Origin of the sequence: Metabacillus niabensis, from assembly GCF_902829255.1 — a bacterium.
Lineage (GTDB): Bacteria > Bacillota > Bacilli > Bacillales > Bacillaceae > Metabacillus > Metabacillus niabensis.
The window spans coordinates 1-23,894 of sequence record NZ_CADEPK010000321.1; the positions used below are offsets into that span (position 1 = coordinate 1).

Annotated in this window: 26 protein-coding genes, 2 riboswitches and 3 other annotated features; of the genes, 6 read left to right on the forward strand and 20 right to left on the reverse strand. The window is 35.8% G+C overall.

Annotated elements, in window-relative coordinates; translation table 11 throughout:
- Positions 1–51: 51 nt before the first annotated feature.
- Positions 52–1,437 (forward strand): N-acetylglucosamine-specific PTS transporter subunit IIBC, encoded by a 1,386-nt coding sequence (nagE, locus tag HU235_RS18470; protein ID WP_095300740.1) that lies wholly within the window; start codon positions 52–54, stop codon positions 1,435–1,437.
- 105 nt (positions 1,438–1,542) lie between these two features.
- Here nagE and HU235_RS18475 read toward each other — a convergent pair whose 3' ends face one another.
- Together HU235_RS18475 and HU235_RS18480 are read right to left on the reverse strand one after the other, a co-directional pair.
- Positions 1,543–1,749, reverse strand: coding sequence for a hypothetical protein (locus HU235_RS18475; RefSeq protein ID WP_174881162.1), 207 nt, complete (start codon positions 1,747–1,749; stop codon positions 1,543–1,545).
- 105 nt (positions 1,750–1,854) lie between these two features.
- Positions 1,855–3,291 (reverse strand): glycoside hydrolase family 1 protein, encoded by a 1,437-nt coding sequence (locus tag HU235_RS18480; protein WP_174881163.1) that lies wholly within the window; start codon positions 3,289–3,291, stop codon positions 1,855–1,857.
- A gap of 237 nt (positions 3,292–3,528) precedes the next feature.
- On the opposite strand from HU235_RS18480, the gene HU235_RS18485 reads away from it, so the two are divergent.
- From HU235_RS18485 to HU235_RS18495, 3 genes are all read left to right on the forward strand, one after another.
- On the forward strand, positions 3,529–4,266 hold the full coding sequence (locus HU235_RS18485; RefSeq protein ID WP_174881164.1) for a MurR/RpiR family transcriptional regulator: 738 nt from the start codon (positions 3,529–3,531) through the stop codon (positions 4,264–4,266).
- A 134-nt stretch (positions 4,267–4,400) separates the two neighbouring features.
- Positions 4,401–5,063, forward strand: coding sequence for an SMI1/KNR4 family protein (locus HU235_RS18490; protein WP_174881165.1), 663 nt, complete (start codon positions 4,401–4,403; stop codon positions 5,061–5,063).
- A 286-nt stretch (positions 5,064–5,349) separates the two neighbouring features.
- A complete protein-coding gene (locus HU235_RS18495; protein WP_174881166.1) occupies positions 5,350–6,282 on the forward strand; it encodes an HD-GYP domain-containing protein in 933 nt (310 codons plus the stop codon).
- Positions 6,283–6,317: 35 nt separating this feature from the next.
- Here HU235_RS18495 and HU235_RS18500 read toward each other — a convergent pair whose 3' ends face one another.
- The 12 genes from HU235_RS18500 to HU235_RS18550 all read right to left on the reverse strand — a co-directional run bounded on the left by HU235_RS18500 (position 6,318) and on the right by HU235_RS18550 (position 14,776).
- Positions 6,318–7,073 carry a DUF3891 family protein gene (locus HU235_RS18500; RefSeq protein ID WP_174881167.1) on the reverse strand — a complete coding sequence of 252 codons (756 nt, stop codon included), beginning with the start codon at positions 7,071–7,073 and terminating at the stop codon, positions 6,318–6,320.
- A 25-nt stretch (positions 7,074–7,098) separates the two neighbouring features.
- On the reverse strand, positions 7,099–7,332 hold the full coding sequence (locus HU235_RS18505) for a hypothetical protein (RefSeq protein ID WP_095300733.1): 234 nt from the start codon (positions 7,330–7,332) through the stop codon (positions 7,099–7,101).
- A gap of 108 nt (positions 7,333–7,440) precedes the next feature.
- A complete protein-coding gene (locus HU235_RS18510; RefSeq protein WP_095300732.1) occupies positions 7,441–7,743 on the reverse strand; it encodes an iron-sulfur cluster biosynthesis family protein in 303 nt (100 codons plus the stop codon).
- On the reverse strand, positions 7,734–9,233 hold the full coding sequence (gene gcvPB / locus HU235_RS18515) for an aminomethyl-transferring glycine dehydrogenase subunit GcvPB (RefSeq protein ID WP_174881168.1): 1,500 nt from the start codon (positions 9,231–9,233) through the stop codon (positions 7,734–7,736). The genes HU235_RS18510 and gcvPB overlap by 10 nt, the downstream gene beginning before the upstream one ends.
- Entirely contained in the window at positions 9,226–10,563 is a 1,338-nt protein-coding gene (gene gcvPA, locus HU235_RS18520) for an aminomethyl-transferring glycine dehydrogenase subunit GcvPA (RefSeq protein WP_174881169.1), read from the reverse strand. The genes gcvPB and gcvPA overlap by 8 nt, the downstream gene beginning before the upstream one ends.
- A 14-nt stretch (positions 10,564–10,577) precedes the next feature.
- Positions 10,578–11,687 carry a glycine cleavage system aminomethyltransferase GcvT gene (gcvT, locus tag HU235_RS18525; RefSeq protein WP_174881170.1) on the reverse strand — a complete coding sequence of 370 codons (1,110 nt, stop codon included), beginning with the start codon at positions 11,685–11,687 and terminating at the stop codon, positions 10,578–10,580.
- Positions 11,688–11,756: 69 nt separating this feature from the next.
- Positions 11,757–11,842, reverse strand: a riboswitch (glycine riboswitch).
- A gap of 3 nt (positions 11,843–11,845) precedes the next feature.
- Positions 11,846–11,948: riboswitch (glycine riboswitch) on the reverse strand.
- Positions 11,949–12,166: 218 nt separating this feature from the next.
- Entirely contained in the window at positions 12,167–12,676 is a 510-nt protein-coding gene (locus tag HU235_RS18530; protein WP_174881171.1) for a GrpB family protein, read from the reverse strand.
- A gap of 171 nt (positions 12,677–12,847) precedes the next feature.
- Complete coding sequence (locus HU235_RS25430; protein WP_325100945.1) at positions 12,848–13,108, reverse strand: GNAT family N-acetyltransferase; 261 nt, start codon at positions 13,106–13,108, stop codon at positions 12,848–12,850.
- A gap of 3 nt (positions 13,109–13,111) precedes the next feature.
- A complete protein-coding gene (locus HU235_RS25435) occupies positions 13,112–13,285 on the reverse strand; it encodes a hypothetical protein (RefSeq protein WP_307190679.1) in 174 nt (57 codons plus the stop codon).
- Positions 13,286–13,310: 25 nt separating this feature from the next.
- Entirely contained in the window at positions 13,311–13,733 is a 423-nt protein-coding gene (fosM, locus tag HU235_RS18540; protein ID WP_095300727.1) for a FosM family fosfomycin resistance protein, read from the reverse strand.
- Positions 13,734–13,778: 45 nt separating this feature from the next.
- On the reverse strand, positions 13,779–14,237 hold the full coding sequence (locus HU235_RS18545; protein WP_095300726.1) for an NUDIX domain-containing protein: 459 nt from the start codon (positions 14,235–14,237) through the stop codon (positions 13,779–13,781).
- A gap of 11 nt (positions 14,238–14,248) precedes the next feature.
- A complete protein-coding gene (locus HU235_RS18550; RefSeq protein ID WP_174881172.1) occupies positions 14,249–14,776 on the reverse strand; it encodes a GrpB family protein in 528 nt (175 codons plus the stop codon).
- Between the two features lie 654 nt (positions 14,777–15,430).
- On the opposite strand from HU235_RS18550, the gene HU235_RS18555 reads away from it, so the two are divergent.
- Both HU235_RS18555 and HU235_RS18560 read left to right on the forward strand, forming a co-directional pair.
- Complete coding sequence (locus HU235_RS18555) at positions 15,431–15,844, forward strand: VOC family protein (RefSeq protein ID WP_095300724.1); 414 nt, start codon at positions 15,431–15,433, stop codon at positions 15,842–15,844.
- A 13-nt stretch (positions 15,845–15,857) separates the two neighbouring features.
- Entirely contained in the window at positions 15,858–17,057 is a 1,200-nt protein-coding gene (locus HU235_RS18560) for a DUF4085 family protein (protein WP_174881173.1), read from the forward strand.
- A 106-nt stretch (positions 17,058–17,163) separates the two neighbouring features.
- Here the strand turns inward: HU235_RS18560 and HU235_RS18565 are convergent, their stop codons facing one another.
- From HU235_RS18565 to thrS, 6 genes are all read right to left on the reverse strand, one after another.
- Positions 17,164–17,772: a flavin reductase family protein gene (locus tag HU235_RS18565; protein WP_174881174.1), complete on the reverse strand. Its 609-nt coding sequence runs from the start codon at positions 17,770–17,772 to the stop codon at positions 17,164–17,166.
- A gap of 22 nt (positions 17,773–17,794) precedes the next feature.
- Entirely contained in the window at positions 17,795–18,730 is a 936-nt protein-coding gene (locus HU235_RS18570) for a ring-cleaving dioxygenase (protein ID WP_095300721.1), read from the reverse strand.
- A gap of 50 nt (positions 18,731–18,780) precedes the next feature.
- Positions 18,781–19,401, reverse strand: coding sequence for a nitroreductase family protein (locus HU235_RS18575; protein ID WP_174881175.1), 621 nt, complete (start codon positions 19,399–19,401; stop codon positions 18,781–18,783).
- A 246-nt stretch (positions 19,402–19,647) separates the two neighbouring features.
- Entirely contained in the window at positions 19,648–20,289 is a 642-nt protein-coding gene (locus tag HU235_RS18580) for a DUF3885 domain-containing protein (protein WP_174881178.1), read from the reverse strand.
- A 202-nt stretch (positions 20,290–20,491) separates the two neighbouring features.
- Positions 20,492–21,010, reverse strand: coding sequence for a DinB family protein (locus HU235_RS18585; RefSeq protein ID WP_174881176.1), 519 nt, complete (start codon positions 21,008–21,010; stop codon positions 20,492–20,494).
- A 75-nt stretch (positions 21,011–21,085) separates the two neighbouring features.
- Positions 21,086–23,008: a threonine--tRNA ligase gene (gene thrS, locus HU235_RS18590; RefSeq protein ID WP_174881177.1), complete on the reverse strand. Its 1,923-nt coding sequence runs from the start codon at positions 23,006–23,008 to the stop codon at positions 21,086–21,088.
- 52 nt (positions 23,009–23,060) lie between these two features.
- Positions 23,061–23,282: a binding site (T-box leader), on the reverse strand.
- A gap of 38 nt (positions 23,283–23,320) precedes the next feature.
- Positions 23,321–23,541: a binding site (T-box leader), on the reverse strand.
- Positions 23,542–23,574: 33 nt separating this feature from the next.
- Positions 23,575–23,799, reverse strand: a binding site (T-box leader).
- Positions 23,800–23,894: the final 95 nt, after the last annotated feature.

Below are 23,894 nucleotides of genomic sequence, written 5' to 3' on the forward strand. Positions count from 1 at the left end.
TAGTTACATTCAGAAAAGCGCTTTCTTATTTTACAAAAGGAGAGGATTATTATGTTAGGCTTTCTACAACGAATTGGTAAAGCTTTAATGCTTCCAATTGCAGTGTTGCCTGCAGCAGGTCTATTACTTCGTTTTGGACAACCGGATTTATTAGATATTCCCTTTATCGCAAATGCTGGGAACGCTATTTTTGCTAACTTAGCTTTAATTTTTGCTATTGGAGTTGCAATGGGATTTGCAAAAGATAATAATGGAGCTGCTGCCTTATCCGGTGCAATCGGATACTTAGTACTGACTGAAGGAACAAAAGCTCTTGATAAAGACATCAATATGGGGGTTCTTGGAGGTATTATTGCTGGTATTATCGCAGGATTATTATATAACCGATTCCGAGATGTTAAACTGCCTGAGTGGCTAGGATTTTTCAGCGGCAGACGCTTTGTACCAATTATAACCTCTTTAGCTATGGTTATTTTAGCTGGAATTGCTGGTTTTGCGTGGCCACCGATTCAAGATGCAATTAACGGACTTGGTAATTGGATTATCGGATTAGGTGCAATTGGATCAGGATTATTCGGATTTTTAAACAGATTGTTGATTCCTTTAGGACTTCATCATGTTTTAAATAGCCTGTTCTGGTTTCAATTTGGAGAGTTTGAAGGTCAAGCAGGAGATATTGCCCGTTTCTTTGCAGGTGACCCAACAGCAGGCGGGTACATGACTGGATTTTTCCCAATCATGATGTTCGGGCTTCCGGCAGCTGCTTTTGCAATTATTGCAACTGCTAAACCTGAGAAACGAAAAGCAACCTCAGGAATGTTTATTGGCCTTGCCTTAACTTCTTTTCTTACTGGAATTACTGAGCCAATAGAATTTTCATTTATGTTTATTGCACCTCTATTATATGGAGTACATGCCATTTTAACTGGTGTATCAATGTGGGTTACCTCAATACTAGGAATTAGAGATGGATTTACCTTTTCAGCAGGAGCAATTGACTATTTGCTAAACTTTAATATTGCTGAAAAGCCATTATTGTTATTAGTAGTTGGCCTAATTTATGCAGTTATCTATTTTGTTATTTTCTATTTTCTAATAAAAGTGTTTAACCTTAAAACTCCTGGTCGTGAAGATGAGGATGAGGAGCAAAGCATTGAAGGCGAAACTGCAGCTGACAATGTAGGAAATAATAAATATGAAAAAATGGCCTATCAATTTATTCAAGATATTGGTGGAAGAGAGAATATTTCATCGATTGAAAATTGTACGACACGCCTTCGTTTAGATATTAATGATATGGAAAAAGTGAATGACTCGGCTCTAAAAGCACATGGAGCAAAAGGAGTAATAAAATTAAATAAAAAGAACCTACAAATAGTCGTAGGTACTGAAGTAGAATTCGTTGCAGATGCGATGAAAAAAATAGATCGTTCCTGATAATAAACGCAGCTTGATTGTATTCAATAATAATCAAGCTGCGTTTTAATTTATGTTTATCAATTAAAGATGTTGAAAAATGCTATATTGAATTTAGTATCCTTCTTAATCTCCACCACCACAGTCTCCCCCACCGCTACCAGTATCAAAGGAGCTACAATCATTTGTATTTGAATATGTATCGAAATTATTTCCATGAGAATGAGTGTAAAAACTATCGTGGGAACGACTATTTTTCCTTGCATTTATTCCATTTTTACTATTAAAAATTCCTACTAAAAAAATGATGACAATAACTATAATCGCTTCCATGTTATCAACCCTTTCTCACTATTCTTACCCTTTATACGGATAAAAATGGAAAAGGTTTCATCATGAAAAAAAGAGCTACGAAAGTAGCCCTTTTTTGTTAATACTTTATAGCTTTTCTCCGTTTGTTGCAATAACATCCTTATACCAGAAGAATGATTTTTTCTTTTTACGCTCTAACGTACCACTGCCATCATCATGCTTGTCCACATAAATAAAGCCATAGCGTTTTGAGAACTCACCTGAAGATGCACTTACTAAGTCAATACAGCCCCAGCTCGTATACCCCATTAAATCAACACCATCTTCAATTGCTTCACCCATTGCTTTAATATGCTCACGAAGATAATCGATACGGTAGTCATCATTGATTGAACCATCTTCTTCAACCTTATCATAAGCACCTAAGCCGTTTTCAACGACGAAAAGTGGCACTTGGTAACGATCGTATAATTGGTTTAGACTAATACGTAAACCTTCTGGGTCAATTTCCCAGCCCCAATCACTTGCCTTTAAGAACGGATTTTTCACACCGCCAATAAGGTTTCCTTGTGAATTTTCTAAATCTGACTTTTCTTTCTTTTCTGTACGGGACATGTAATAACTAAAACCGATATAATCGACAGTACCTTCTTTAATCAACTCAAGGTCACCCTCGCGAATATCTAGCTCAATATTATGCTCTTTAAAATAACGATTTATAAACGCAGGATATTCCCCTCTAACTTGTACATCTCCACAGAAATAGTTAAAGAATCGTTCCTCCTGAAGAGCATACATCACATTTTTCGGATTAGAATCATATGAATAAACAGGTGCGTATAAAATCATACAGCCAATTTTCGCATCAGGAATAATTTGATGACAAGCCTTAACAGCAATTGCGCTTGCTACAAATTGGTGATGGAATGCCTGGAATGTTGGAGTATAGCGATCCTCTTCCTTTTGAATCGAGAAGCCAAGTCCCATAATTGGCATTACTAAGCCACTATTAATTTCATTGAATGTCATCCAATATTTCACTTTGTCTTTATAACGGTTAAAAATTGCATTTACATATCTTTCAAAGAAGGTGACAACTTCACGGCTTCTCCAACCACCGTATTCCTTCACAAGATTTACCGGCATTTCATAGTGAGAAATCGTCACTACTGGTTCGATTCCATGTTTATGCAGCTCATCAAATACGCGATCATAAAATGCTAGGCCCTCTTCATTCGCCTCTAATTCATCCCCATTTGGGAAAATTCTTGTCCATGCGATCGACATACGGAATACTTTAAAGCCCATTTCAGCAAAAAGCGCAATATCTTCCTTGTAACGGTGATAGAAATCAATTCCTTCATGATTTGGGTAATAATACTTTTCCTTATCAATTTCAAAGTTAAAGCCTGGTGTTTGAAGAATACTTAGTCTTTCTTTACCACCTGGAAGAACATCGGCAATATTTAATCCTTTGTTCCCTTCACCAAATCCACCTTCCATTTGATTCGCAGCAGTTGCTCCACCCCATAAAAAGCCTTCAGGGAAATGATATGATTTCATCTAATAACCTCCCGATATTTTACTATCATAATAAGTAGCATTTGTTTGTTGGATAAATTTAAAACATCTTCATATTAAAATCATACTGATAGTTGGAATAATCGTAAACATACGCGAACTAACTAGTTTTTTATAACAAGGGTAGTTATTTGTTTCATTTGTGTAACACAGTGTATCATTGTGATAAACTAAATATGCAAGGTGATTTACAGCAATTGCGTAAGGAGAGTTTAACCTATGTTTTCCAATGAAATCATTGCTTCATTCAATGAGCTAGAAACCTCTTTATATAACTACATTATCCAAAACAGTGAAAAGGTCGCATATATGAGAATTCGCGAGCTAGCAGATGAAACACATGTCTCAACTGCGACGATTTTACGTTTCTGTCGCAAAGTAAATTGCGAAGGATTTACCGAATTTAAAGTTAAGCTTAAAATGCATGTACAAGAAAATAATAAGCCAATGATAAAAAGCTCCTCACATTCATTCCTAGAGTTTTTCGAACGGACATTAAATGGGGATATCGAAGCGAAGATGAAAAAAGCTGCAAGCATTGTTACAAAAGCCGATAATGTCATTTTTATCGGTATTGGTAGTTCAGGAATATTAGCTGAATACGGGGCGAGATATTTCTCAAGCTTAGGGAAATTTTCAATGTACATTAAGGACCCACACTTCCCTATACACTCAAAGCTCATGTTTAATAGTGTAACAATCGCATTATCTGTTTCAGGAGAAAACCCATTTACTGTAACACATCTTCATCAGCTGAAACAGGAAGGCAGTAAAATAATAAGCATTACAAATAATAAATTATCTACAATTGCAAAAATCTCTGACCTTAACATTCCTTATTATGTAACAGAAGAATATTTAGAAGAGACAAATATCACGACACAGGTACCTGTTGTTTATATATTGGAATCGATCGCGAGAGAAATTTATCGGCTCCAGCAAGAAGAAGAGTTATAGAAAAAACTCTTTTTCGTATTGCAATCATCTTTAATCATGCCAACTTGTCTTTTAAGTAGCAAGCTGCGCTAACTTACCTGCATTTTTCCTTTTTATCTTCTTTTAACTCTTTAATGAATAGGACTGTAATTATCATGCAAAATATAAAATTTGCTTCTAACCAGCAAAAAGCTGAAATTAAAAGAAATCTAGAATTCATTAACATAGTAACTGAAAAAATAAAAGAATATGTGAATTTGGAGCTGTTCTCTTTTGAGCAATTAGAAGAAGCCCAAATTGGCTATCTGATTACTCCAGATGGACATTCACTCATAACAGATGAAGTGGACTCATGGGATACAAATTGGATTGTTATTGGGTATGAAACAATGTGCGGGGATCCTCTTATTATCGAATTAAATGAGAAGGGCTACCCTGTATCTACATTAATCCACGGAATTGGCAGCTGGAATGGCGGGAATTTCCTTGCAGATTCACTAGAGAATTTCCTAGCAATTATGAAAGAAATAAATTGTTTCCTTACTGAAAAGCAAGTACGAGAAGGAAATCAAACGATAATAATGAAAGAATTGATAGCCTTGATAAATGTGATAGTTGAACATAATAGATTTACTGACTTTGATATATGGAAATCTTTGTTGAGTCCGTTATTCATGCTAGCAGAAGAATACGAGATAGCTTTAGAATCGAATATAGCGGAACTGAAAAAACAAGGGAAGAGAATATCAGAAATCGCCACCCAACTTAAAATACAGCCTAAAGATGTGTATATGTATATGAAGAAAATTTCACAATAAACGAAAGATGTAACGCATGGACATTTAGTATTCATGCGTTTTATACCATTAATAACCCCATTTTCTGCTGCAGTTAGAAACAAAATAAGACAATAAGTCTCTATTGACTAGCCTCTTTTGAACAATCAATATCCTTCAGATACTAGGAACCAGAATACATAAACAAAATTACGAAGAAATACGAACAATCCTCATCATCATTCTATAAGTTCTGTAATAAAAAGAGAAAGCGAGTGAAACGATAAAAGAGAGGAATTTATGACTGTTAATTAATCGAGGAGAAAAAATGAAGCATTTTTTTAATGATCTTCTTAATAAGCAAGTATTCTTTAAGTATGGTTTTTATTTGTTACTTTTTATGAGCATCGTATTAAATATTTTGATATTGCCAATCATGTCATTTGATAGTGAACTTTATATCTTTTTTATATTATCCGTTATTTTTTTAGGGATTGGCTATTACGAAAAACCAATTTGGGTTTTATTATTAGGGACGGCAATTGTTGTTACGGCTCGTTTTTTCCTCATCGCAGAACCATTCTCAGGTCCTATAACTTACATCATTCATTTAATTACATATTTTTTAATCACCTTTATTTCAACAGGGTTAATGAGAAATTATCAGCGGATAAAAAGCGGAAACATTGAATTGGTAACTGCGCTGGCTAATGCGCTTGATTCACGGGACTCCTTAACCGCCAATCATTCACAGAATGTTGCGCGTCTTTCTCTTGAAATCGCAAAGGAAATGAACCTACCGAGACATCTATATGACGTCATACTCGAGGGTGGGCTGCTACACGTTATAGGAAAAATTGGAGTTCCTGAGCATATTTTAATAAAGCAGGGGAAATTAACTGACGAAGAATATACTTTAATTAAAGAACACCCGGTAATTGGCTATAACATTATTAAGCATATTTCGAATTTTGATAAAAATGGCATATTAAATATTGTGTTATATCATCATGAAAGGTATGACGGGAAAGGATATCCAAAAGGGTTAAAGGGTGAGGACATTCCTTTAGTTGCAAGAATCGTTGCCCTTGCTGATACATTTGATGCGATGACATCAAAGCGAGTGTATAGGGATAAGCTTGATTTAGACTATGCAGTTTTTGAAATACGTAAACATCGTGGTACACAATTTGACCCAAACGTTGTTGATGCATTTCTTAAATTATATAAGCGAAAAATGAATGGATTAGACCTAAAGTAAACTCATACACCTAACCTTTAGGTCTAGCATTTCATTCATCTGACAAACTTTATCATACAATTCGTAAAATTAGTATGGTGATAAGCAAAATCAATTCCTTTCTTTTCCCTTAATGATTTTGAAACATACTTTGTTTGATAAGTAATAAAAAATTCATTAGTAAAAGGATAGGGTTTTATCTTTATTTCAGATTGATTTTTCCATTCGGCAACAAATTTTTCACCATTAATGCTTGGGTTAAATCCATCGACAAACCATGGGTATTCATCAGATTTGGTGGCACCGGGTTCATTTAGACATATGTAAAGAGATAAAGCATCCGCTAACTGTAATAATTGAAAGTGACGATTAACCGCTTCCTTATTTGGATAATTTAATTGCTTGTTTAATCTCTCCTGTCTATTTCTCTCATGCTCGATAAACTGTATACATTCCTGTTGACGAGAATCACGAATATCAACAAAGGAGGAAAAGTGAATACTACATAGTAAACTAGCATATTGATCGATCCTCTCCACCTCATCAATTCCTTTTGTATACATCACAAGCTTAGGTGATAAAGGGTAATCCATAAACGAATACGGGACATGCTTCTGATCATTCCATATCGGTGTTTGATCTAGACAAATCCATGCTCGATCATGCTCTCTTATAGCAATATAGGCCTCATCCCGATAATCGTTACTTAAAAATAAATCTTCAGAAAAGTATCTTGCAATTTCCTCTGACATCAATGCATGATCATGCTGGGCTGTCATATGAAAAGAGCTTATTGTTTCACGGACAATCATGATATCACCTCCAATGTTCACACTCTTAAAAAATAATTTTCGCTATATAGGTAGCTGCGCAAAAAGCAGAAGTGGCCAGCACGATAATTCCAATCGTTCTTTCCTTATTTTTTAATAATCGTATTCCTAAAATTACTAATAAAAGTGTAGATGCTATTTGGTTTAACGGAATTAAATACTTATCATACGCTTGATTAAATAACGAAAATAACGTAACAGCTAATATAAAGGTAGCAAAAACAATTAAGAAATATTTCACTTTATCCTCCTGTTCTACAAATCTATATTGTAATATTCTCCAATAACCAAAATATACCTTTTCAAAATAAAAAGCCTTGCCTCTAAAAAAGAAGCAAAGCAACCATTATTAAATTTCTAGTGAGCATGCCCCTGAATCATAGCTATCCGCAATAACAAAACGATGTTCATCTGTATAATCAATATAAATATCGTCTTGTAAATACCGCTTTGTGAAATGATCGATACGAATTTTAATGCCTGCTACCTCAAACAATAAGTCATTTCTTCTCGCCTCATCAAAAATGAGGGAAAATTTCACTGATAATCCACAGCCTCCACCCATCGTTGCATCAATACGTGGGAATTTCCCCTTTTCTAGTTCAACAGATTTTAATCGTTCCACCGCTTCTTTACTAAATGTTATGAACAATCTATACCACCTACTTTCACTGATAAAGGTTGTTCAATGCCCTTTTTATAACGGACAATCGGCTTCCTGGCAGCTTGAACCTCATCTAAGCGACCGATCGAGGTAGTATTAGGGGCATTTAAAACAATGTCCGGATTTTCTTCTACTTCTTTCGCAATTTGAATCATTGCTTCGGCAAAAGCATCTAACGTTTCCTTCGATTCTGTTTCTGTCGGCTCAATCATCAAACATTCCTCTACATTTAGAGGAAAATAGATCGTTGGTGGGTGGTATCCAAAATCAAGCAGTCGTTTCGCCATATCTAACGTCCTTACGCCAAGCTTCTTCTGCTTACTTCCTGATAAAACAAATTCATGCTTACATATCTCGGAATATGGCGAATCAAAATATGGTACAAGCTTTTTCTGAAGATAATTAGCATGTAAGACAGCACTTTCAGAAACGTGACGAAGTCCTTCATGTCCCATTGTCCGAATATAAGTGTAAGCACGTACAAGAATACCGAAATTTCCATAATAGCCCTTCACTCTTCCAATTGATAACGGATGATTATCATTCAATGTCAGCTTATCCCCTGCTTTTTCGATTCGTGGCACTGGTAAAAACGGGATCAGCTTCGTTTTCACTCCAACAGGTCCTGCTCCTGGACCACCACCGCCATGAGGTGTTGTAAAGGTTTTATGAAGATTTAAATGAACGATGTCAAAGCCCATAATCCCTGGTGTTGTTTTTCCTAAAATTGCATTCGCATTTGCGCCATCGTAATAAAGCAGTCCGCCGACATCATGGACAATTGCAGCAATTTCGCGAATTTCTTTTTCAAATAAGCCTAACGTATTAGGATTTGTTAACATTAATGCTGCCGTTTCCCTATCAACATGCTTTTTTAATTCAGTTAAATCGACTAATCCATTTTCATTCGATGGAATTGTGATCGTTTGAAAGCCTGCAACTGTAGCACTTGCGGGGTTTGTTCCATGTGCCGAATCCGGAACAAGGACCTTCGTTCTTTTTTCTCCCTTCTCTGCAAAATAGGCCTTTACCATCATTAACCCAGTCCATTCCCCTTGTGCACCTGCAGAAGGCTGTAATGTTACAGCATCCATTCCTGTTATAACAGCTAAATCCTCCTGTAATTCATACATAAGCTGTAGAGCACCTTGAACAGTTTCTTCAGATTGGTATGGATGAATTCGCGAGAAGCCCTCAAGTCTTGCGATATCCTCATTTATTTTCGGATTGTATTTCATCGTACATGACCCAAGTGGATAAAAGCCTGTATCAATCCCGTGGTTTTTTCGCGAAAGAGCAGTATAATGGCGAACAAGCTGAAGCTCTGAAACTTGAGGAAGCTCAGCAGGTATGTCACGTATCAAATGCTTTGGCAGCTTTTCTTCTAAAGCTACCTTAGGAACATCTCCTTCTGGCAGACTTGCACCAACACGCCCTTGGCGACTTATTTCGAAAATAAGACTGTTGTAATCAACCATGTGCAATTGCCTCCAATGCATTGATAAATTGATCGATTTCTTCCTTCGTTCTTTGCTCAGTTACTGCGATTAACATTTGATTACTTCCTAAATTATATCCACCAATGAAACCTTTCTTAAGAAGTTTTGAGTTAATCTCCCGAATTGACAATGAAAGCTCTACAACAAATTCATTAAAGAATGGTGCTTGATTCTTTATATGAAACCCTTTTTCAATGAGCTGTTTTGCCATGTAATCTGCCTTTTCGAAGTTTAACTGTGCCATTTGGCGAATCCCGTACTTTCCAAGTGCACTCATACAAATAGCAGAAGCAAGAGCGTTTAATGCTTGATTTGAACAAATATTTGATGAGGCTTTGTCACGACGTATATGCTGTTCCCGTGCCTGTAGCGTTAGGACAAATCCTCGTTTTCCCTTATCATCGACGGTTTGCCCGACAATTCTTCCTGGGATTTTCCGCATTAACTTTTTCGTTACAGCAAAATAGCCACAATGTGGGCCACCAAAGGACATCGAAATCCCTAACGGCTGCATATCTCCAACAACAATATCTGCTCCAAGCTTCCCTGGTGCTTGTAAAACTGCCAATGCTAAAGGATTTGCACTAACGATGAAAAGCGCTCCATTCTCCTCTGCGATTTTCTTCACTTTTGTTAAATCCTCAATTGAACCAAAAAAGTTCGGATATTGAATCATAATCGCAGCTGTATTCGAATCGGCTAGATTCGTTAAATCCTCTATATCCGTTACATCGTTGTTTAGCTTTACTTCCTCAACAAGATACTCTTGTCCTGCTGCAACTGTTTTTACTATTGAAAGAGATTCTGGATGTACTGCCTTTGAAACAAGAACCTTCTTCCGCTTTGTTGTAGCAGCGGCAAGTGATGCAGCTTCAGCTAGAGAGGTAAATCCATCATACATAGAGGAATTCGCAACATCCATTCCTGTTAATTCACAAACCATTGTTTGAAATTCAAATATCGCCTGTAGCTCCCCCTGGCTAATTTCTGGCTGGTATGGAGTATATGCTGTATAAAATTCGGAGCGGGAAATCAGATGGTTCACAACACTTGGAATATAATGATCATACGTTCCTGCACCAAGAAAAATCGGATAATGATTTGCATGTTTGTTATTAGCTGCAAGCTGATACATTTTCTTAGCAAGCTGTGGTTCAGGGATAGCATTCGGAATTGCCAACGGTTCATTTAAACGGATTTCAGGTGGGATATCAGCAAATAAATCATCAATCGTTTGAACATTTAAAAACGCAAGCATTTCTTCTTGATCCTGCTTCGTATCAGGAAGATATCGGTACGTATTTCCCATATATTCTCTCTCCTTCAAACGTTTCTCTTTTTATAAAAAGGGGTTTTCACAACAATTGCATCGATGAATTTGTTGCGAATTTGTACTTTAAGCTTTGTCCCCACTTCTGCATAATCAAATGGTATAAGGGCTAAACCAAGATTTTTCTTTAGCGTTGGTGAAAATGTCCCTGATGTGATAAATCCAATTTCCCCATCTTCTGAATACACTTTATATCCATGACGAGGAATTGCTCTTTCAGTCACTTCTATCCCGACCAATTTTCGTTTTCCCTTATTAACAAAAAGTTGTTCTTTACCAATGAATGGGCAATTTTTATTCAGTTTAACTGCAAAGCCAATTCCTGCTTCAAGAGGAGTAATTTCATTTGACAGCTCCCTTCCATATAACGGAAGACATGCCTCAAAGCGAAGCGTATCACGTGCTCCAAGTCCACATGGCTTCAACCCATCCTCCTTACCAACTGCTAGAAGCTTCTCCCAAAGAGCTTTCGCCTTGTTCGCACCTAAGTAAAGTTCAAAGCCATCCTCACCTGTATAGCCGGTACGGGAAATGAGAACATCTGAAATACCTGCGATGGTGACAGATTGTGCGAAGCGAAACGGAGCAAGCTTTATTAATTCCAACTCAGTTACCTTTTGTAAAATCCCTATTGCTTTAGGTCCTTGTATCGCAAGCAACGCAACCTCATCAGAAATATTTTGCAGGGTAACATCACCGCTTGCATGCTCCTTAAGCCATGTATAGTCCTTTTCGAGATTAGCTGCGTTAACAACGAGCATATATTTTTGATTTGCTAACCTATATACTAATAAGTCATCAATCGTTCCACCGTCGTGATCGCACATTGCGGTATATTGAGCTTGATTAATTTGAAGCTTTGTTACATCATTTGTGACCAAACGATTCAAAAAGCTTTCAGCATCCTTTCCTTCGATAAGAATTTCCCCCATATGTGAAACATCAAATAAGCCTGCTTCATTTCGAACTGCTTCATGTTCAGCTAATATACTAGAAAACTGTACTGGTAATGCCCAGCCACCAAAATCTATAACCTTTGTTTTTTCACCATATTGTTTATAAAAATCATAAAGTGGTGTTCGTTTCAATGCTCGCTCTTTCATCTTCCATCCACCTCCTACTATTATCTAGCCATACAAAAAAGGACAGAAAAAGGTAGTAATCGCTACCTTCTCTGTCCTTTTACCTGAAAGTTTGCCCTGTTTGAACAACAGGTCCCCTTTGGTGGCATGTCAACCTCATCATGCTCTCTCCAGAGCTACGTCCAATTATGGTTCTTTTACCTGAGAGATTTGCTCATAAGGCTGTTTTTATGAGCTTGCTCCTTCGGCGGCATTTATTATGCTCTCTCCCATAATCATCATCCGCTTCATATTTATTAAGTTTATAGTATAAGACTCCGCTTTCCTATACAATGAATCTGTTAGATTATGCTACACATTATTTTTCAGTTCTCTTTCCATTATTCTATTCAGGTCACTTACAATACATGATTTTTCTTTAAAATGTCATGTTACATTTTTCAGGTTAAGCATATATATTTCCCATGAAATTTTCTGCGAGTAGCCTCGGCAAATCGATATTATTGTTCTTCTTTTGCCCTTTCTAACACATGTTGAATAAATGGTGCTTTCGCCTCTGTATATGCGACTCGATTAAAGCGATATTTATTAGCTAAAGCTCTCTTAATCCTTTCATATTCCTTACGGACATTTGAATGCTTTCTCAAATAATCGCGAAACAATAGCTGCTCATGCCATGATTCACTATTCAGCTGGTAAACATGTAAATGATGGGTCCCTGCCCTCCATTGTCCTTTACGAAAAAAACGTCTATGAGGGAAATTGTTATGCTCGACAAATTCATATTGTAATTTCTTTAGAGGCTCGATCATATAAGCAGTATTATCAAGATGATTTACAGCAACTGCAATATCTAAGACCGGTTTAGCTGTTAAGCCAATAATTGAAGTACTTCCTATATGCTCAATATCAACGATGGCATTTGCGAGGATACTTTGGATGTTTTGTTTTTCCTGTTCAAATTGAATCGCCCAATTCGGGTCGTAGTCTTTAATGATTACTTGCTCCATAGCTTAGCTCCTTCATAGCTCTATAAAGAATTTTTAGATGAATGAAAATGCTTATTAATTTTCCCTTACTCATTACCTATTAATCCATTTTTTATTTTTAAATAACTTTTTTTGCTAAATTTCTTATATAGAGCGTAAATGAAATTTGGAATAAAATAAGTTATTCATTTATTAATCTTTTTCCAACACTATTTTCTGTAGTCCCTTTTTATCAATATATGTATCAATTACATCAAAGCCATTTTTAATATTCAATATTAACATGCTTCTCCATTTATTCATTGTCTTCGTTTGAACATAGGAGTAGCCATTTTCTTTAATCCATTGATGCTGCATTTCCATTAATTTTGTGCCAATTCCATGTTTTTGGTACTTAGGAGCTACTCCACCTAACCAGCTATAAAAAGTATCAGCTTTTAGCTCATAGCCAATTTTTTATCCGATAATTTCTTCATCAATTTGTGCAACAATGACTAATATCTTTGGCTTAGCTTCCATTTTCATTTGTAAATCATCTGATTGACCAAAGATAACTTTATGTAATCGTAACAACTTCGTTAACCTTATCGAATCTGGTATCCCGTTATAAATAATATAGTCAATTTTCATATTGTACTTGCCCTTCCAAGTAAGATTAATCAAAAAACTCCATATGTGGCATTTCCTGCTTATAATAAGCTAATCTATCTTGTAATGTGCCTGTATGAAATTCAAATTTATGACCATCAGGATCCGTAAAGTAAATTGACTTTTTATCTCTTTCATCTCTTGAACGTCCTGATAAAATGTTTACATGCAAGTCTTTTAATCTCTTAGCAACTTCCTCAAAATCTGCTTCATCTATGGAAAATGCTATATGTGTATAGGATTCATTCATTTCTTTTCGAGGAATATCCTTTTCTTCATTTAATGCAAGCCAAATACCATTCAGATCAAAATATGCTGTACTTCTTCCTTTTACTAATAACTTTGCGTTGAAGACTGTTTTGTAAAACTCTATTGATTTTTCTAAATCTGAAACTGAAAATAAGAAATGATTAAGTCCTTTTATGAACACAATTATCCCTCCATACAGATTATTTCTTTTAACACAGTATTCCTATTATAAATTCTCATCGATAAACGTAATTGTTTTTTTATTATGTACGAAATGGACAATATGCTCTTTTATATTTGGGTAGAGAATGATATGTTCCAATTCATCTAGTGGAATCCATTTAACATCTGTTTGATTTTGATCGGGGGTTTCAGGCATTTTCGGTGTAGAACCAGCTTTTAATTCACATTCAAACATTAAGCCTACCTGGTGGGTTTCACCATATTTATATGCATTCATCTGTGGTGCATATTCATAGGCAAACGCTAATTCTCCTACTTCAACATCAATTGATGCTTCCTCCTTTGCTTCTCTACATACAGCTTCTTTCACTGTTTCATTAGGTTCAACTCCACCAGCTGGCAAATTATAATGTAAGCCATTCTCATCGAGAAATTCGATTAATAGAATAGAATTGTTTTCGATAATCAATGCACCTGCACGTACTCTTATATGGTAAGCCATTTCATTTCTCCCTACCCTCTGTCTTTATTTCCCTTCCACTTAAGTGCCTTAGCAACGAGTTCATTTACAAATTCTTCTTTTCCCTTCTGGTATTGATGTGTGTCATGGTGATACTTTTGTGCTAAATCACATTTTAAAGCACCATATGCCTTTGCATCTTTAGGATGCTGAAGCAGGTATTCCTTAAACAGTAAATGCTTCCTAATATTTTCATGGCCGATTTGATACATATGAACATGATGTGTTCTATTACTTAGCCCTTTTGAAATATATCTTCTCCCAGGTATGCCATTTTCACCTCTAGGCTTATACCCGAGTGAGCCCATTTTCTCATTGTAGCTATCAATTTTCTCAATCTGTGAAACTACTACTAGTAGGTCAATAATAGGTTTGGCATAACCAACTGAAGGGATGGCTGTACTTCCAATATGATAAATATTAAGCACATTCTTCTCAAGTAAAGGAAGAAGAATGGCTGCTTCCTTTTCATATAAGACTTCCCATTCACTTGTCCATGGAAGAATTTCCGTTTTTCTCAAAGCGTGCTATCCCCTTTCTTTTTTATTCCTTAATTGGTAATGGATTAATTTTGTATGTCTGTTAACTACTATTTAGCTTTTTTGAGGAGATTCAAGTTGTTTTAATCACTCGTTCCACCAAGGTCTATTTCTTCAATTATATATTTCCCCATTTTCTCCTTCAGACTTATATTAAATGAACTACTCATCTATTCAACAGGTAAACATTAAATCCTCTATCTTTACACAATTCTCTAATTTTGTTGATTCTACGTCGATTCATAAAAAAAGAAACCTAAATTCGGTTTCTAGCAAAAAGATAAATCTATTTCTCCTTTTTTATTGCATAGATTAAAAGCAATATCGAAAGCACCAACAAAACTCCTGTTAAGATATATTCAAGCACCTTAATCCCTCCTATGTTGTTTAAAGTCATATATATAAATGGTGCAAAGGGTTAAGATTCTCACCTAGTTTAAGAGAATATACCTATTATAACGCTCCTAGTTAAAGAATTTTGATTTGACAATGATGAAAATATGTCACTTTTTTGAATTTTAATGTACTTCATAGTTTCAGTTTTCCCTCTATTATTTTGATGTTTTATGAAAAGAAGGAAAAAGCTAGATAATCAAGGAATAATATAATGCATATAATTTGGAAGGGGGTTTAACAATGAAAGAAAGGTTAATGAGAGTAGGAACTTCCTATATTCCTGTAACGAATGTTGAGCTATCATCCGCATGGTATGTAAATAAACTAGGTGCAAGGTTAAACTATAAGGATGATGACAAGGCGATTTTAAACCTCGCAAATCAAAGCTTTTTTCTAGTAAAATCACAAAATAATCAATGTTCTAATTTCATAGATATGTATGGTGAGGAATGGTTTTCATTAACATTTGAGGTGAACGGATTAGCTGCTTTAGAAGAAATACATAGAGACTTTATCACAAATGAGGTCCGAGTTGGAGCAATTGAAAACAGAGGACATGCTGGTAGAAATTTTGTTTTTAACGATATAGACGGTAATAAATTCGATGTCTGGAGCGAACTTAGTCCTCGCTTTAAAGAGAAATATGATGTATAGGAGTAACAAGAATATGTGGAATTTATCAAAGGAAATTATAGAATCGTACACAAAATACAATCTTTTGCCTATTCATGAAACTGACCAGGATTGGGAAACTGCCCTAAGAGAGGCAAAGGAAGAATGCGAGGATCTTATTGGGCAATTAAAAGAAGAACTTGAAGATGTAAAAGAGGAATTGTTAGACGTCTTACCAAGTCGTTTTATTCAGTACGTAGAAAACGGCACATTAAATCAACCAACATTGCCAAAAACGGTACGTGAAGATTATTTACAATGGATACAAACAAAGGAAAAGGAATTTGAAGAAATATTAGATGCTGCAAATGTACAAACACAGGAAGCAGTTACGTATTTACCTGCTGAGGTTCAAAATATTTTTGAAGAAAGTTTGCATGATTCTACGATCGAGAGAATTGAACGTACGAATCATACCCTTCATTTATACATTAATACGGATGGTGGATTTTCATCGAAGTCACTAATTCACTTCATTTTTCAGAATGTTCTAGACGAAGTCAGTGATGAAACGCTTCAGGTTGGGCAATGGCTTATATACAATGAGTTAAAGAAAACAGAGGATGGATTTGCATTCCGAGTATTATTTGATTGTCCTGATGCGGAGTGGACGATCAAAATGAAGAATCTTGATGCTAAGTATTATTATCGACCGGTAACATATACAAGATTGAGTGATGAAGGAGCATTAGATGAAATATCGTTTGCTGAATATGTTGCACAGTTAAATCGAAAGCATCACTACTGGTTGATAACACCTCATTTAACTTGTGAAATTAGGTCATTTTCTGAAAATATACATTTAGAAAACGGGAAGCTTGAATTTAGAGAGAATGAATTCGTAGTTACAAATGGGAAAAGTAGCTTTGTGTATCAGTTAGACGAATACAATCCTGTTCATTTTATCTACACGGACGTTTATGAAGATCCATATGGGCATTTGAATGAACAAGTACCCACCGATAAAATCGAAGCAGCTATCTTTAGTGATGAGTTAGAATTGCAAGTACGTGCATGGAATACACTTTATGCAAATGCCGAAGAACTTGCAGACATCATCAATCAAGTATTATGGAAAATGACGATTACCGAAGAAAGTGAAATGATGCTTCATGCCTATATTAGTCATTTTTATAAAGAAGGGATATTGACAGAGCCAAATATCAAGAAATATCGTACATTTCTTAATTCTTGATTCTAAAAGGAAAATGCTACTAATGAAATAAGAGGCTATCTCCAAGGGTTTAGCCTTTTTAGATAGCCTCTTTGATGCAGCAAAAATTCCATTTGTCGATTTTATTTCACTTTGGTCTTTCAATTGTAAAGATCTCGCCAATTTTCGCGTAATCATTTCCCGCTAAACGGCTTATAGCACTTAAGCCAATTGGATCAATTCGCCCTTGTTCATAAATATCTTCTTCGATATGATATTGAACAATCCTGCCTATAATTAAATCACAGCTAGGTGTTTCGTTTCCTCCTAATTGCAGGGAATTCTCCAAAATACATTCCATTCGTACTTTTGCTTCTTTAACCCCTGGGATTGATAGTTTCTTACTAGTAATTGGCGTCAAGTTTGCTAGCTCGATTTCACTTTGTTCCGGTGGTAGAATTGCTGCTGTTTTATTTACTTTTTCAACATTTGTGTCATCGACAATATGAACAACAAATTCTTTTGTAGCAAGTATATTTCTTGCCGTATCCTTTTGATTCCCTTCTTTTCTCTGAATCGATAATGAAATCATCGGCGGATTTGCTGAGACAATTGAAAAGTAGCTGAAAGGAGCGCCATTTAATATCCCTTCCTTTGACATCGATGTAACAAAGGCAATTGGCCTAGGAATGATGCTACCTATTAAAAGCTTGTAATTTTCTCTTTCTGTATTTTGCATCGGATCAATCGAAAGCATGTGCTTAACTCCTTTCTAGCAATTAATCTAATTCTCTCACTTCAAATGGGAGGAGCATTTGTTTTAGCTCTTCACGGTGTGGCTCATATTGTGGCGGAAGCATCAATTTTTCTCCCATGGTTTCTTCTGATTCATCATGGGCAAATCCTGGTGGGTCTGTAGCAATTTCAAATAAGATTTCACCATGCTCTCGAAAATATATCGCATTAAAATAGTTCCGATCCTGAACTGGGGTTACATGATATCCATTTCGTTCAACATACATTTTCCAATCGAGCTGGTCATCATCATCATTTGCCCGCCACGCAATATGATGAACGGTTCCGACTCCCATTTGCCCACTGCCAATTGTCGTTAATTTTACATCGATTATATTTCCGATATTTGCAGTTGAACGGTATCTGACAAAGTCACCTTCAATTCCAACCTTCTCAAGCCCCATAACCGTTTCTAACAATTCAGCAGTTTTTTCTGGTTGTTTTGATAATAGTGTTGCACCACCAAAGCCTTTGATCGCAACATCTGCACTCACTTCACCAAATGTCCAGTCGCTTTTTTCTCCCGCTTCCCTTTCCACTATTTCTAAATGAAGTCCATGTGGATCATCAAATTCTAAATATATCTCTCCAAAACGCTCAATTTTACTAAATGGAATCTTAAATTTTTCTAATCTAGCTTCCCAAAATGTCATTGCCCCTACAGGAACAACGTAGGAGGTTACCCCAACCTGCCCATCTCCAATAACACCTTGGCGTGCACCAGCCCAAGGAAAAAAGGTAATAATTGTCCCTGGCTTCCCTGCTTCATTTCCGAAGTATAAATGATATGTACCAGGGTCATCAAAGTTTACAGTTTGCTTGACTAATCGGAGGCCTAATATCCCTGCGTAAAAGTCTACATTTTCTTGAGGATGACCAACAATTGCTGTGATATGGTGTATACCCGATGTTTTTTTCATATAAGTTTACTCCTTCATTTTTTACTCTTATATGCCTTTGTTTATTATTCCTACACAAACGTAACAAATTCATTAACTGGCTTACGATAGCCACGAGGTCTTCTACTAACAACCTTTTCTTTACCTAATGCAATCATCATGACTACTTCATGTTGTTCATCTATATGTAAAATGTGTTTTACCGCTTCGGAGTCAAAGCCTATCATCGGACATGTATCCAACCCTTTTTCCTTTGCGGCCAGCATAAACAGCATAGCGGATAAGGATCCATTTCGAATCGCTTCATCACGATGGAAACCCTCTCCTCTTGATTCATAAAAAGAAGTCGTATCATCGACCATATGCCGATATTCCTGCTCATTCAATATCCCTAACATCTTTAACCCTTCATAAATATCAGGTGCTTGATGATACGCTTGCTTATCACCTAACACGATAATAACTGCTGAGGAGCTGTAAACCTTATATTGACCATTTGCTGCATCCTTTAATTTCCCCTTAATCTCTTTATCAGTTACAGCGATATAATTCGTATGTTGAAGATTAAATGCAGATGGTGCAAGCTTTACCAGCTCAAATATTTCATTTAGCTCCTCACGTTTAATTGGCTGATCGGGAAGAAAATTATTAGCTGAACGTCTATCTTGTACTAATTGGATAAAATCAGTCATTGTTACACTTCCTTATTACTTAAAAATAGTTTTACGCAAGATATTTCATCTTTGCAGTTTGTATTAAACGAAGCATAATTTTATCTCGGTTTCAATTATCTCGAATACGAGATAATGATACATCTTTATTTAGTAAGTGTCAATACATTCATACTTTTTCTCCTGGATTTAAGCTCAGCCAACACAAAGAGCCTTACTTCATAAGAAGAAAGGCTTTGAATATAAATAATCTTTATTCCCAGTCCATTATTTAAAATGGTCGTTTCCATTAAATACTTTATCAATTTGATTTCTGTCGTAGTCTAATATCCACTCATTGTATTGATTGTATATCCCCCTAATTGTTTCGGTGGAGGCAGCTAATAAATCACAGCCTCTATCATCATAAATATGAAATATCGTATTTTTGCTTTTATTTATAAAATACACTCTATGGTAGAGCGATGGTTTGATCCCCATATCCTGATTGCAAATTGCTTTTATCATCGGAATATATCTAATTTCAGAAGGCTTGCAATTCAACAAAAACCTACGTATTGGATACGCTCCATCATCATCTTCCTCATGATTAAAATAAGGGAGTGTATGTTGTGTTAGCCGATATAAAACGCTTTTCTCTTTTACAAATTTAGATAAAACGTTTAATTTACGTTTAACTGTTTCATTTTCAGCAAAAGCTTCTACATCGATAACAATTACCATATCATCATCTGTTGAATGCAGCGCATTAAATAAAGTAATCGCTCTTTCATAAACCCCAAACAAGTAGGGGCAATTTTCATAAATATGATTAGGGTTATAATTCACACCTAATTTAAAGCGAATTCCAATTTTCCAACTATAAAATAACGGTGGTTTAAGTTCTAAATCTGGAAATATTTTATCCATATAACGGTTTATTTGCATTATTACACCTCAAAATATATGTTTGCCTATTTTTTGTTTAAATAAATTTCCGCCATGATCTTTCATTATTATACGAATCTACCAATTAACCTTACCATAATAATCCATATGTTACGTTTATTATCTTATAATATAGTGAATATTAAAAAAGGCCTTGCCCCATTTTGAAGCAAAGCCTTTAATATTATCTCTCCTCTTGAAAAAACCATTTATGCAATTGATTAATATGTGCCTGGTGGTATCTGCTATGATCGGCAATATGCCAAATCCCCCACCGAATTGTTGCTTCCTTGCCATTCTCGTATTCAACCAATTGGTTTAATTCCTTGTCAGTTAAACGGTAGCATTCTGTTTTTAACATCTCGATTACTTCTTCATACTGATTGATTAATGTTTCGAGTGAACAATTAGCTACTTGTGGCAATTCACCTTTTTCATTTATCATTGGTCCATACTTATCTTCTAGATCAGGTGGAATAGGCTGACCCTTTATTCGATAAACCCAATTTAGGTCAACATATGCTAAATGCTTTAACAATTGGGCGATGCTGTTGTAGCCTTGATTAGGACCTTTATAATCTATTTCTTCTTGAGACATTTCACCAACGATTGATTTTAAACGATAATAATTTTCTTTAACCATTGAGAAAAGCATCCCAACAATCGGCTCCATTTCAGACTCTCCAATTAAATCATGAATCATTTTACACACTCCTACTTGTCTGACTATTCATTTGTTATCTATCGTAACAAAGTTATTGGGGACAGTCCCCAATTTTTAGTTAATTTGACGTTGGTTAATGTCATCAATTATTTTCATTTTGAAGTCTTCAATTGCCATATTTTCAGATTGGTGTTCCCCATATTTTCGTATATTTACTGATTTTTGTTCGACCTCTTTGTCACCAAGTACAATCATATATGGTATTTTTTGCATTTGTGCTTCTCGTATTTTGTAGCCGAGCTTTTCATCGCTGCTGGTGATGCTTACTCTTATTCCGGATTGCTTTAATTCAGCCTGAAGCTTCAGACAATCATCTAAGTGAACGTATGAGACAGGGATGATTTGAACTTGTACTGGTGCTAGCCATACTGGAAATGCCCCTGCAAAATGCTCGATTAAAATTCCAAAGAAACGGTCTATTGAACCAAAGATTGCCCGGTGGATAACAACAGGGCGAACCCTTTCATTGTCTTGATTAATATAGGATAAATCAAATTTTTCTGGCATTTGAAAATCTAGTTGAATTGTTCCACATTGATGACTTCTTTTTAATGCATCCTTTATGTGAAAATCAATTTTTGGTCCATAAAATGCCCCGTCTCCTTCATTTACTTGGTATTGAACACCTAATTCATTTAGCACATTTTTTAAAGCTCCTTCTGATAATTCCCAAAGCTTTTCATCGCCTAATGATTTCTCTGGTCGAGTCGAAAGCTCGATGGAATAATCAAAACCGAATGTACGATATACCTCATCAATTAAATGAAACACTTGCTTAATTTCACTTTCAATTTGGTCCTCTCTAACGAAAATATGGGCATCATCCTGACAAAATGTCCGTACTCGAAACAGACCATTTAATGCGCCACTGTATTCATGACGATGCACCTGACCGAATTCAGCCATTCGTATCGGAAGATCGCGGTATGAGTATAAATTATTTTTAAAGATAAGCATATGTCCTGGGCAATTCATTGGTTTCATAGCAAATCTTGTCTGATCGACTTCAGAAAAATACATATTCTCATGGTAATGATCCCAATGACCTGATTGCTCCCACATTTGTTGATTCATCATAAACGGTGTACGAACCTCTTCATAATTGGCCTTTTGTAAAAGCTCCCGAGAGTACTTTTCAAGTTCATTACGAACAATTTGCCCTTTTGCTAAATAAAATGGCATTCCTGGTGCTTGATCTGAGAACATAAATAATTGCAATTGCTTCCCTAGCTTACGATGATCACGCTTTGCTGCTTCCTCTAGGAAATGAAGGTATTCTGCTAATTCCTTCTTCCTGTTAAACGCTACACCATAAACTCGTTGAAGAACCTCATTATCGCTATCCCCGCGCCAATAGGCTCCAGACACGCGAGTTAATTTAAATGCTTTCACATAGCCAGTTGCTGGTACATGTGGACCTCGGCATAGGTCAATAAATTCTCCTTGCTGATAAAGAGAAATTTTTTCACCTTCCGGAATGTCCTTTAATAATTCCAGCTTGAAGTTCTCGTTTTTTTCTTTAAATAATGCTTTTGCCTCTTCATACGAAACCTCAATACGCTCTATATTTAGATTTTCATTTATAATGTTTTCCATTTCTTTTTCAATCTCAAGTAAATTATCTGATGACAAGCTATGTGGCAGCTTGAAGTCATAGAAAAATCCATCGTCAATAACAGGACCAATCGCTAAGCTTACGTTAGGATAAAGTCTTTTCATCGCCTGTGCTAAAATATGTGCTGCTGAATGCCTAATGATCTCTATCCCTTCCTGTGAATCTTGAGCAATAATTGAAAGCTGACAATCCTCTTTTAACTTGTAGCTTAAATCAACTAACCTGCCATTTACTTTTCCTCCAACTGCCTGTTTCTGTAAGCTTGAACTAATTGACGCCGCAATGTCTCTCATTGTCAAGTCTTTCGGAAACTCCTTAACGACACCATCTGGAAACTCAATTTTCACCATTTCTTTACTCATGTTTTAACACTCCTTCATTAGTTTTAATATAAAAAAACACACTCATCCCTAAATAAGGGACGAGTGTGTTTATACCCGTGGTTCCACCCAATTTCCCATAAGAAAAAAAACTTATGGCTTTGGCGCTATAACGTCGCGTTGACGGTATTGGATACTTTAATTCCCCAATACTGCTTCAAGGTGGTAAATTATTTTCCTAAGCTAGGAAGTTCGCAGCTTTCCTTCCCTCTCTGTTAACCGTAAAAATAATTCATGTCCTTTTCATGGCAATTATTAATATTAAAATAATAAAAAAACGCACTCATCCCTATAACAAGGGACGAGTGCGTTATACCCGTGGTTCCACCCAATTTCCCATAAGAAAAAAAACTTATGGCTTTGGCGCTATAACGTCGCGTTAACGGTATTAGATACTCTAATTCCCCAATACTGCTTCAAGGTGGTAAATTATTTTCCTAAGCTAGGAAGTTCACAGCTTTCCTTCCCTCTCTGATAACCGTAAAAATAATTCATGTCCTCTTCTTCACATGTTCTTTATTAAATTAAAAAACGCACTCATCCCTATAACAAGGGACGAGTGCGTTATACCCGTGGTTCCACCCAATTTTCCATAAATAAAAATCACCTATGGCTTTGGTGCTGTAACGTCGCATTATACGGTATTGGATACTTAGTGTTCCCCAATACAGCTCAAAAGGTGGTAAGATACTTTCCTGCGTTAGGAAGATTTCAGCTTTCCTTCCCTCTCTGGAAACCGTAAAAGTAACTCATGTCCTTATCATTGCTTTTTAAAAGTCATATTTACATTTTTTATCATATTACAATATGTATTCAAAAATAGCAATACCACTTTTTATATTTTTACCAATGACGGAACATCTACTAT